General features: G+C 61.8%; 9 protein-coding genes. 8 read left to right on the forward strand and 1 reads right to left on the reverse strand.

Annotated features, from left to right (window positions below; all coding sequences use genetic code 11):
- The first annotated feature begins 54 nt into the window (after positions 1–54).
- From G1E_RS21095 to G1E_RS21105, 3 genes are all read left to right on the forward strand, one after another.
- Positions 55–2,643, forward strand: a complete 2,589-nt coding sequence (locus tag G1E_RS21095) for a TonB-dependent receptor (protein WP_009683392.1) — start codon at positions 55–57, stop codon at positions 2,641–2,643.
- Between the two features lie 161 nt (positions 2,644–2,804).
- A complete protein-coding gene (locus tag G1E_RS21100) occupies positions 2,805–3,398 on the forward strand; it encodes a biliverdin-producing heme oxygenase (RefSeq protein ID WP_009683391.1) in 594 nt (197 codons plus the stop codon).
- A gap of 54 nt (positions 3,399–3,452) precedes the next feature.
- The gene (locus tag G1E_RS21105) at positions 3,453–3,866 is read left to right on the forward strand and encodes a YbaN family protein (protein WP_009683390.1); all 414 of its coding nucleotides are present in this window, start codon (positions 3,453–3,455) and stop codon (positions 3,864–3,866) included.
- On the opposite strand, the gene arcD (G1E_RS21110) is transcribed toward G1E_RS21105, so the two are convergent.
- A complete protein-coding gene (gene arcD / locus G1E_RS21110; RefSeq protein ID WP_009683389.1) occupies positions 3,846–5,273 on the reverse strand; it encodes an arginine-ornithine antiporter in 1,428 nt (475 codons plus the stop codon). The two genes, G1E_RS21105 and arcD (G1E_RS21110), sit on opposite strands and share 21 nt — an antisense overlap.
- A 434-nt stretch (positions 5,274–5,707) precedes the next feature.
- Here arcD (G1E_RS21110) and arcD (G1E_RS21115) point away from each other — a divergent pair, with 434 nt between their 5' ends.
- The 5 genes from arcD (G1E_RS21115) (at position 5,708) to G1E_RS21135 (ending at position 10,991) form a co-directional block, all read left to right on the forward strand.
- Entirely contained in the window at positions 5,708–7,135 is a 1,428-nt protein-coding gene (arcD, locus tag G1E_RS21115; RefSeq protein ID WP_009683388.1) for an arginine-ornithine antiporter, read from the forward strand.
- 32 nt (positions 7,136–7,167) lie between these two features.
- A complete protein-coding gene (arcA, locus tag G1E_RS21120) occupies positions 7,168–8,421 on the forward strand; it encodes an arginine deiminase (protein WP_009683387.1) in 1,254 nt (417 codons plus the stop codon).
- Positions 8,422–8,489: 68 nt separating this feature from the next.
- Positions 8,490–9,500, forward strand: a complete 1,011-nt coding sequence (locus tag G1E_RS21125; protein WP_009683386.1) for an ornithine carbamoyltransferase — start codon at positions 8,490–8,492, stop codon at positions 9,498–9,500.
- 136 nt (positions 9,501–9,636) lie between these two features.
- A complete protein-coding gene (gene arcC, locus G1E_RS21130; protein WP_009683385.1) occupies positions 9,637–10,566 on the forward strand; it encodes a carbamate kinase in 930 nt (309 codons plus the stop codon).
- 56 nt (positions 10,567–10,622) lie between these two features.
- Positions 10,623–10,991, forward strand: coding sequence for a DUF5064 family protein (locus tag G1E_RS21135; RefSeq protein WP_009683384.1), 369 nt, complete (start codon positions 10,623–10,625; stop codon positions 10,989–10,991).
- Positions 10,992–11,083: the final 92 nt, after the last annotated feature.

Below are 11,083 nucleotides of genomic sequence, written 5' to 3' on the forward strand. Positions count from 1 at the left end.
TTAACAAACGAGAACAGACACCTATAACTGTCTGCACGTTTGGGAGCGCTTCCGATGTACACAGGTATTACCCGCTCGTCTTCCCTTCCCCGCCGTACCGGGCAGCTTTCGCTGCTGACCTTGGCATTGCTCGCCAGCGGCGCCTGCAGCCTGCCGGCGCTGGCTGCCGAACCGGCCCGCGCCAGCAGCCCGCGCATGGGCGATTACCGCTTCAGCATCGGCCAGCAACCGCTGGTGTCGGCCATCAACGCCTTCAGCCAGGTCACCGGTTGGCAGGTTGGCTTCAGCGCCGAGTTGGCCGAAGGCGTGGCCTCACCCGGTGTACAGGGTGCTCTGCCGCCAGATGCCGCGCTCAAGCGCCTGTTGCAGGGCACCGGGCTGAGCTTTCGCAGGATCGGCAATGCCAATGTGGTACTCGAACGCCAGGCCGCGAACAATGTGATCGCGCTGCAGCAAGTGACCGTCAGCGCCACCCGCAGTGCCCAGGACGTGAGCCAGGTGCCGAGCACGGTCAGCGTGCAGACCCGAGCGCAACTGGACCGCCAGAACGTCAACAACATCCAGGACCTGGTGCGTTACGAACCGGGTGTGTCGGTGGCCGGCACCGGCCAGCGCAGTGGCCTCAACGGCTACAACATCCGCGGTATCGACGGCGAGCGGATTCTCACCCAGGTCGATGGTGTGGCGATCCCCGACAGTTTCTTCTACGGCCCCTACGCGCAAACCCAACGCAACTATGTCGACCCGGAAATCGTCAAGCGCGTGGAAATCCTGCGCGGCCCGGCCTCGGTGCTGTATGGCAGCAATGCGATCGGCGGCGCGGTCAGCTACTTCACCCTCGACCCCGACGACATCATCAAGCCAGGCAAGGATGTTGGCGCACGCCTGAAAAGCGGTTACAGCTCGGCGGACGAAAGCTGGCTGACCTCGGCCACCGTCGCCGGGCGCCAGGGCGATGTCGACGGCCTGCTGCACCTGAGCCAGCGCAATGGCCACGAGACCGAGACCCAAGGCCACCACAGCGGTGCCGGCCTGGCCCGTACCGAAGCCAACCCGATGGACGTGCGGACCACCAACGTGCTGGCCAAGGCAGGCTGGAACTACGCTGACGACGCCCGCCTGGGCGTTACTTACGAGCGCTACAAGGACGACCGCGACCAGAACATCCTCAGCGCCGCGGGAGGGCCGTTCATACCCGGGTTCGGGGGCATGGGCTACTACAAGGCGCGCAGCGGCAACGACACCATCACCCGCGAACGCTTCGGCATCAACCATGAATTCGGCCTGGACACGCTGTTCGCTGACCAGGTGAAGTGGAGCCTGAACTACCAGGTCGCCAAGACCGACCAGCACACCGATGAAATCTATGCGCCACCTGGCCGCCAGGTACTGCGCACCCGCGACACACGTTACAAGGACCGCCAGTGGGTATTCGATGCCCAGCTGGACAAAGCCTTCAGCATCGGCAGCACCGACCACTTGCTGACCTACGGCACCACCCTCAAGCACGAGAAAATCACCGGGTCGCGCAGTGGCACGGGCACCTGCCTGGCCGTAGGCTCGGGTTGCGCTGCCGCCGGCGCGCCGCGCCCGGCCGACGGCCAGGTGCTGGTCAGTGATTTCCCGGACCCGACCGTGAACACCTACAGCCTGTTCGTGCAGGATGAAATCCGCTGGAACCGCTGGACCTTCCTGCCAGGCGCCCGTTACGACTACACGCGCATGCAGCCCAAGTTCACCGAGGCGTTCCTGCGTGGCCTGGAGTCCACCGCCACCGCGCCCACCTCCCAGGACGACTCGGACAAGACGTGGCACCGCGTCTCGCCCAAGTTCGGCCTGACCTACGCCTTCGATGACCACTACACCTGGTACGGCCAGTACGCTGAGGGCTTCCGCACGCCGACCGCCAAGTCCATGTACGGGAAATTCGTCAACCTAGACCAAGGCTACCGGGTAGAAGGCAACCCAGGGCTGGAGCCTGAAAAGAGCAAGGACTACGAAACCGGCCTGCGCGGCAACTTCGACGCCGGTAACTTCGACGTGGCGGTGTTCTACAACAAGTACCGCGACTTCATTGACGAAGACGCCGTGCAGAGCGCCAACCTGGAACAGACCTTCCAGGCCAACAACATCAAGCACGCCACCATCAAGGGCGCCGAGGTCAAGGGCCGCCTCAACCTTGACCACTTCGGAGCGCCACAAGGCCTGTATACCCAGGGCTCGATTGCCTATACCTATGGCCGTAACGATGACACCGGCGAACCGCTGAACACGGTCAACCCGCTCAAAGGCGTGTTCGGCCTGGGTTACGAGCAACACAACTATGGTGGCTTGCTGAGCTGGACGCTGGTCAAGCGCAAGACCCGGGTCGACGACAGCACCTTCTACTCGCCAGACGGTTCGAGCACGAAGTTCCGCACGCCAGGCTATGGCGTGCTGGACCTGACCGGTTTCTACAAGGTGACCGACGACGTCACCATCAACGCCGGGCTGTACAACCTGACCGACAAGAAATACTGGCAGTGGGACTCGGTACGCAGCTATGACGGCCAGGGTGAAGCGGCTGTGACCCAGCCGGCCAACATCGACCGTTTGAGCATGCCGGGGCGCAACTTCGGCATCAATGTGGTGTGGGATATCTGAAGGTTTCAGGTTTGCAGCGCCTGTGGGATCAGGCGCCGCCCGCGCGGCGCCTGATCCCACAGGCAACGCAATGACCCGTCTGTAGATACCCGGTTTTTTTTACTGTTCCGCCCCCGCTGCTTCGTCTTGTCTCTAGACGCCCTCTTTCCAAGGACTGCCCCATGATCGACCGCCCAGCCTTGCGCTCCCAGCGCCTGAACCAGATCACCCACGCCCCGCACGCCGAACTGGATGCCCTGGTCAAATCCCACGCCCCATTCGACAGCCGCGAAAGTTTCGCCCGCTTCGTGGTCGCCCAGTACCTGTTCCAATCCGAGCTGCAGGCCCTGTACAACGACCCGCAACTGATCGCCATCGTCCCCGACCTGGCCGCGCGCTGCCGGGCCGACCAAGCCCGCCTCGACCTCGCCGACCTCGACACCCAGGTGCCGGCCGCGGTGCCGGGTGCCTTGGCCAATCCGAGCCTGGGCGAGGCAATGGGCTGGATCTTCGTCTCCGAAGGCTCCAAACTGGGCGCTGCGTTTCTGATCAAACGGGCCGCAGCGCTGGGCCTGTCCGACAGCTTCGGCGCCCGGCACCTGGGCGAGCCGGCCGGTGGCCGTGCTGAAGGCTGGAAGCAGTTCACTCGCATCCTGGATGCCCTGGACCTGTCGGCCGAAGAAGACGCGGCTGCCGAGCGCGGCGCAGTAGCGGCATTCGAGCGCTTCACCGAGCTGCTCAAGCATGCCTATGCTGCAGATGCTGCGCTGGTTTGATACGCCTTAGCCGGCCACCCTTCTGGTGGCCGCACCGTTTTTTGCAGTGAGACCATGACCCGACCCGCCCGCTCGAAACTCGCCCGCCTGCTGTATGGAATACTGGCTTACGTGAGCCTGGGGGTGGGTCTGGTCGCGATCGTCATTCCCGGCCTGCCAACCACCGAATTCATCCTGCTGGCAGCGTGGGCTGCAACGCGCAGTTCGCCACGGTTGTCGGCCTGGCTGGAAAACCACCGCCTGTTTGGGCCGATTCTGTACAACTGGCGCAACGGCAAGGTGATCCAGCGCCGCGCCAAGGTCAGCGCTACCCTCAGCATGCTGCTCTGTGCAGGCCTGATGCTGACCTTTCTTGAACACCACTGGCCGGTATTCCTCGCCATCGCCGGCATGACCCTGGGCAACCTGTGGATCTGGTCACGCCCGGAGCACGCCTGCGCAGCCCCATCACAAGCTCAGCAACCCTGAATACAGGGCGTAGGCGGCCAGCGCCGCGCCTGCCAGCACGGCCGCGAAAATCAGCTTTTCCCACGTGGTGAACAGGGTTTGCCGCTGCTCATGCTTGGCCCTGGCGAACAGGATCACGCCCGGGGCATACAGCAACGCCGACAACAGCAGGTACTTGAGCCCGCCGGCATACAGCAGCCAGATGGCGTAGAGCAAGGCAACCAGCGCCACCAGCACGTCTTTGCGCCGCAACCGTGGCTGCGCGGCGTAGCTCTCGCCACGCACCGCCAGCAGCAGCGCATAGGCCGCCGACCACAGGTAAGGCACCAGGATCATCGACGACGCCAGGTAGATCAGGCTGGTGTAAGTGCCGGCCGAGAACAACGTGATCAGCAGGAAACCCTGGATCATGCAGTTGGTGAGCCACAGGGCATTGGCCGGTACATGGTTGGCGTTTTCCTTGGCCAGGAAGCGCGGCATGGTCTTGTCACGAGCGGTGGCGTAAAGAATCTCGGCACACAACAATGCCCAGGAAAGCAACGCCCCCAGCAGCGAAACCGCCAGGCCGATACTGATCAGCAATGCGCCCCAAGGGCCGACGATATGCTCCAGCACCGACGCCAGCGAAGGGTTCTGCAAACCGGCAAGCTCCGGCTGGGTCATCACCCCGAGGGACAGCACGTTGACCAGCACCAGTAGCGCCAGCACACCGAGAAAGCCGATGACCGTGGCCTTGCCCACATCGGAGCGGCGCTGGGCCCGCCCGGAGTAGACGCTGGCGCCCTCGATGCCGATGAACACGAATACGGTCACCAGCATCATGTTGCGCACCTGCTCCAGCACACCTCCGAACTGAGGGTTGCTCAACCCCCAGATATCCCGGGTGAAGATATCGGCGCGGAAGGCGAATGCGGCAATCACCACGAACATCAGGATGGGCACCACTTTGGCCACGGTGGTCACCTGGTTGATGAACGCCGCCTCCTTGATGCCGCGCAAGACTAGAAAGTGCACCGCCCACAGGAGGACTGAGGCACAACCGATGGCGACAGGCGTATTGCCCTCGCCAAATACAGGGAAGTAGAAACCCAGGGTGCTGAACAGCAATACGAAGTAACCGACGTTGCCCAGCCAGGCGCTGATCCAGTAGCCCCAGGCCGATGAGAAGCCCATGTAGTCGCCAAAACCGGCTTTGGCGTAGGCATATACTCCCGAGTCCAGTTCCGGCTTGCGGTTGGCCAGGGTCTGGAACACGAAGGCCAGGGCCAGCATGCCCACCGCAGTGATGGTCCAGCCGATCAGCACCGCCCCTACATCGGCACGCGCCGCCATGTTCTGCGGCAACGAGAATATCCCGCCGCCAATCATCGAGCCGACCACCAACGCGATCAGCGCGCCCAAGCGTAGCTTCTGACCCGGTTCGCTCATGTATCCCCCGTTTTTTCGCCAATGTCATACGAATGCAACAGCGTTTGCGGCCATATAGAAACGCTTGCTTATAGTGAACCCATTCACAAAAAGACGCGCGGTAATAACAGTTTTATCTATAAATAGATTGTGTAAAAACTAGCAGCTAGATAGTCACTGGAAAAGAAAGTGATAAAACTCGAAATATGCGTAAAAAAGTGGCGAAAGCCGCGAAAGCGGCTAGCGTCAAGCATCGCAGGCTGAACAGAGCGTTTGCTCTAGAATGACATGGAGGTGCCAGCGCGCAAGGCCTGCAGCTTGAGATGTCGGCACACTCCAGGAGCACCGTGAAGGTTTTTTCCTACTTCACGGCACCATGACCTGACCCACGTCAGCGAATGGCTGAGACGGCGGATTTATGCTGTCGTCAACTTTCTCCTGGCAGGAGTTGTTAAATGTCTGATTCATCCGGAAAATTGAAACTCGGTGCATTAGTTGCACTCGTGGTCGGCTCGATGATTGGCGGCGGCATATTCTCGCTGCCGCAGAACATGGCGGCCAGCGCAGGGGTTGGCGCGGTACTGATCGGCTGGGCCATCACTGCCGTGGGCATGCTGACCCTGGCCTTCGTGTTCCAGACCCTGGCCAACCGCAAACCAGATCTCGATGGCGGGGTGTATGCCTACGCCAAGGCCGGCTTTGGCGACTACATGGGCTTTTCTTCGGCCTGGGGCTACTGGATCAGTGCCTGGCTGGGCAACGTCGGCTACTTCGTGCTGCTGTTCAGCACCCTGGGCTACTTCTTCCCGGTCTTTGGCGAGGGCAACACGCCAGCCGCCATCATCGGCGCCTCGCTACTGCTATGGGCCGTGCATTTCCTGGTCTTGCGCGGCATCAAGGAAGCGGCGTTCATCAACCTGGTGACCACCGTGGCCAAGGTGGTGCCGCTGGTGCTGTTCGCCCTGATCTGCCTGTTCGCCTTCAAGCTGGACATCTTCACCGCCGACATCTGGGGCCGGGGCACGCCCGAACTGGGCAGTGTGATGAACCAGGTCCGCAACATGATGCTGGTCACCGTATGGGTGTTCATCGGTATCGAGGGTGCGAGCATCTTCTCGTCACGCGCCGAAAAGCGCGCCGACGTGGGCAAGGCCACGGTCATCGGCTTCGTGACCGTGCTGTTGTTCCTGGTACTGGTCAATGTGCTGTCGCTGGGCATCATGACCCAACCGGAACTGGCCAAGCTGCAGAACCCGTCGATGGCCGCCGTGCTGGAGCATGTGGTCGGCCACTGGGGGGCGGTACTGATCAGTGTCGGCCTGATCATCTCGTTGCTGGGGGCCTTGCTGTCGTGGGTGCTGCTGTGCGCCGAAATCATGTTCGCCGCCGCCAAGGACCACACCATGCCGGCATTCCTGCGCCGCGAGAACGCCAACCAGGTACCGGCCAATGCGCTGTGGCTGACCAACGCCATGGTGCAGGTCTTCCTGGTGATCACGCTGTTTTCCAGCAGCACCTACCTGTCGCTGATCTACCTCGCCACCTCGATGATTCTGGTGCCCTACCTGTGGTCGGCGGCCTACGCCTTCCTGCTGGCGCTGCGCAGCGAAACCTATGAGCAGGCCCTGGCCGAACGCAAGAAAGACTTGATCATCGGCGCTATCGCCCTGCTGTACGCCATCTGGCTGCTGTACGCCGGCGGAGTGAAATACCTGCTGCTGTCGGCATTGCTGTACGCCCCTGGCGCGATCCTGTTCGCCAAGGCCAAGCGTGAAGTGGGCCAACCCATCTTCACCAACGTGGAAAAACTGATCTTCGCCGCCGTGGTGATCGGCGCCCTGGTGGCAGCCTATGGCCTGTACGACGGCTTCCTGACCCTTTGACCACGCTTTCGTCCCATTGGAGGAATGAAACCATGTCCGCTGAAAAACAGAAGTACGGTGTGCACTCCGAGGCCGGCAAGCTGCGCAAAGTCATGGTGTGCGCACCGGGCCTGGCGCACAAGCGCCTGACGCCGAGCAACTGTGACGAACTGCTGTTCGACGATGTGATCTGGGTCGACCAGGCCAAGCGTGACCACTTCGACTTTGTCACCAAGATGCGTGAGCGTGGCGTGGATGTGCTGGAAATGCACAACCTGCTGACCGACATCGTGCAGCAACCTGAAGCGCTGAAGTGGATTCTGGACCGCAAGATCACCGCCGATACCGTCGGCGTGGGCCTGACCAATGAAGTGCGCAGCTGGCTGGAAGGTCTCGAACCGCGCCACTTGGCCGAATTCCTGATCGGCGGCGTGGCCGGCCAGGACCTGCCGCAGAGCGAAGGCGCCGAAGTGGTCAAGATGTACAACGACTACCTGGGGCACTCCAGCTTCATCCTGCCCCCGCTGCCCAACACCCAGTTCACCCGTGACACCACCTGCTGGATCTACGGCGGCGTCACGTTGAACCCGATGTACTGGCCAGCACGGCGCCAGGAAACGCTACTCACCACCGCCATCTACAAATTCCACCCGGCGTTCACCAGCGCCGACTTCCAGGTGTGGTATGGCGACCCGGACAAGGACCACGGCAACGCCACGCTCGAGGGTGGCGACGTGATGCCGATCGGTAATGGCGTGGTGCTGATCGGCATGGGCGAGCGCACCTCGCGCCAGGCCATCGGTCAGCTGGCCCAGAGCCTGTTCGCCCACGGTGCGGTCAGGGAAGTGGTGGTCGCCGGCCTGCCGAAGTCGCGCGCCGCCATGCACCTGGACACCGTGTTCAGCTTCTGCGACCGCGACCTGGTCACGGTCTTCCCGGAAGTGGTCAAGGAAATCGTGCCGTTCATCATTCGCCCGGACGAAAGCAAGCCGTACGGCATGGACGTGCGCCGCGTGAACAAGTCGTTCATCGACGTGGTCGGCGAACAGCTCGGGGTCAAGCTGCGGGTGGTCGAAACCGGCGGCAACAGCTTCGCCGCCGAACGCGAACAGTGGGATGACGGCAACAACGTGGTGGCCCTCGAACCAGGCGTGGTCATCGGCTACGACCGTAATACCTACACCAACACCCTGCTACGCAAGGCTGGCATCGAGGTCATCACCATCAGCGCCGGCGAACTGGGCCGGGGCCGGGGCGGCGGCCACTGCATGACCTGCCCGATCATCCGTGATCCCATCGATTACTAACGCCCATTACCCCGGCCGCGCTTACCCAGCGGCGGCCGGTGCGTTCACCCTACCCAAGGAGAAAAGTCATGGCGTTCAACATTCACAACCGCAACCTGCTGAGCCTGGAACACCACACCACGCGCGAGTTGCGCTACCTGCTGGACCTGTCCCGCGACCTCAAGCGCGCCAAGTACACCGGCACCGAACAGCAACACCTGAAGGGCAACAACATTGCCCTGATCTTCGAAAAAACCTCCACCCGCACCCGCTGCGCCTTCGAAGTGGCGGCCTACGACCAGGGTGCCAATGTCACCTATATCGACCCCAACTCATCGCAGATCGGCCACAAGGAAAGCATGAAGGACACCGCCCGCGTACTCGGGCGCATGTACGACGCCATCGAATACCGTGGCTTCAAGCAGGAAATCGTCGAAGAGCTGGCCAAGTTCGCCGGGGTGCCGGTGTTCAACGGCCTGACCGACGAGTATCACCCTACCCAGATGATCGCCGACGTGCTGACCATGCGCGAGCACAGCGACAAGCCGTTGCACGACATCAGCTACGCCTACCTGGGCGATGCGCGCAACAACATGGGCAACTCGCTGCTGCTGATCGGCGCCAAACTCGGCATGGACGTGCGCATCGCCGCGCCCAAGGCGCTGTGGCCACATGAGGACCTGGTTGAGCGCTGCAAGCAGTACGCAGAAGAAAGTGGCGCGCGTATCACCCTGACCGAAGACCCGCTGGCCGCGGTCAAGGGCGTGGACTTCGTGCACACCGACGTGTGGGTATCGATGGGTGAACCGATCGAGGCCTGGGGCGAGCGTATCAAGCTGCTCAAGCCTTACCAGGTGAATGCGCAACTGATGAAGGCCACTGGCAACCCCCGCACCAAGTTCATGCATTGCCTGCCGGCGTTCCACAACTCCGAAACCAAGGTGGGCAAGCAGATTGCCGAACAGTACCCGGACTTGGCCAACGGCATCGAAGTGACCGACGACGTATTCGAGTCGCCCGCTTGCATTGCCTTCGAGCAGGCGGAAAACCGCATGCATACGATCAAGGCGATCCTGGTTTCGACCCTGGCTGACCTCTGAAAGCGGCAAGCTGAAAGCTGAAAGCTGAAAGCTGAAAGCAGCTGATCACACCGGCCTGCTTCTGCTTGCGACTTGCAACTTGCAACTTGCCGCTTGCCGCTTGCACCCCCAAGCCCACCTCAAAAGGACATTCCCCATGCGTATCGTTGTTGCATTGGGCGGCAACGCCCTACTGCGCCGCGGCGAACCCATGACCGCTGACAACCAGCGTGCCAATATCCGCACCGCCGCCGAACAGATCGCCAAGATCCACCCCGGCAACGAGCTGGTCATCGCCCACGGTAACGGCCCGCAGGTCGGCCTGCTGTCGTTGCAGGGCCTTTCCTACAAACCGGACGAGGCTTACCCGCTGGACGTGCTGGGCGCCGAGACCGAGGGCATGATCGGCTATATGATCGAGCAGGAGCTGGGCAACCTGCTGGCCTTCGAAGTGCCGTTCGCGACCTTGCTGACCCAGGTTGAAGTCGACGCCAACGATCCGGCCTTCAAGGACCCGACCAAGTTCATCGGCCCGGTCTACAGCAAGGACGAGGCCGAGCGCCTGGCCAACGAGAAGGGCTGGGTGGTCAAGCCTGACGGCGACAAGTACCGACGCGTGGTGGCCAGCCCGAAACCCAAGCGCATCTTTGAAATCCGCCCGATCAAGTGGCTGCTGGAAAAGAGCAGCATCGTGATTTGCGCGGGCGGCGGCGGCATCCCTACCCTGTACGATGAAAACCACAAGCTCAAAGGGGTGGAGGCGGTCATCGACAAAGACCTGTGCTCGGCGCTGCTGGCAGAGCAACTGGAAGCCGACCTTCTGATCATCGCCACCGACGTGGATGCGGCGTACATTGACTGGGGTAAACCTACGCAGAAAGCCATCGCCCAAGCGCACCCCGACGAACTGCAACGGCTGGGTTTTGCCGCGGGGTCCATGGGGCCGAAAGTGCAGGCCGCCTGTGATTTTGCCCGCCATACCGGCAAGGTGGCAGTGATCAGTTCGCTGGAAAACATCGAGGAAATTGTCAAAGGCACAGCCGGCACCCGGGTTTCGACCGCGAAGCCGGGGATCAGCTACCGTTGAATGCAATGGGCGGGCCTGCGCGGCCCGTCATTTTCGACCTTCCCAAGGAGCTTTCCATGGCCCAGTACCACCCCGGTCATGTACACATCGAGCGCATTGCGCTGAACAAAGATGACCACAGCTATGACCTGAACATCGAATACGAGGCAGTGTCGGACCCCAAGGAAGGTAGAGGCATTCAGTTCCGCATGCATGGCAGCATCGAAGGCAAGGCAGTCGATGAAGCGTTCTTCCTGCCCAAGGACCAGGCCCTGCCCAGCTTTCTCATGCTGCTGACGCGCAGGGCGCAAGCGTACCTGCCGTCGCCGAAGAAATTCGAAAACCTGAGTTCACCGCACAAGCTCTATGACCATATGTTCGCGGACATTCGCGAAAAATTGGATGTGAAGTCGGGCGACCCGATCAAGCCAGAACACCTGGAGTGATTTTCGCAAGTTTGGGGCTGCCTTGCAGCCCATCGCAGGCAAGCCAGCGCCCACTTCGATCGCATCGGCCTCAAGGCCTGTGCAGTACCTGT

The organism is Pseudomonas sp. TJI-51 (assembly GCF_000190455.2).
GTDB lineage: Bacteria > Pseudomonadota > Gammaproteobacteria > Pseudomonadales > Pseudomonadaceae > Aquipseudomonas > Aquipseudomonas juntendi.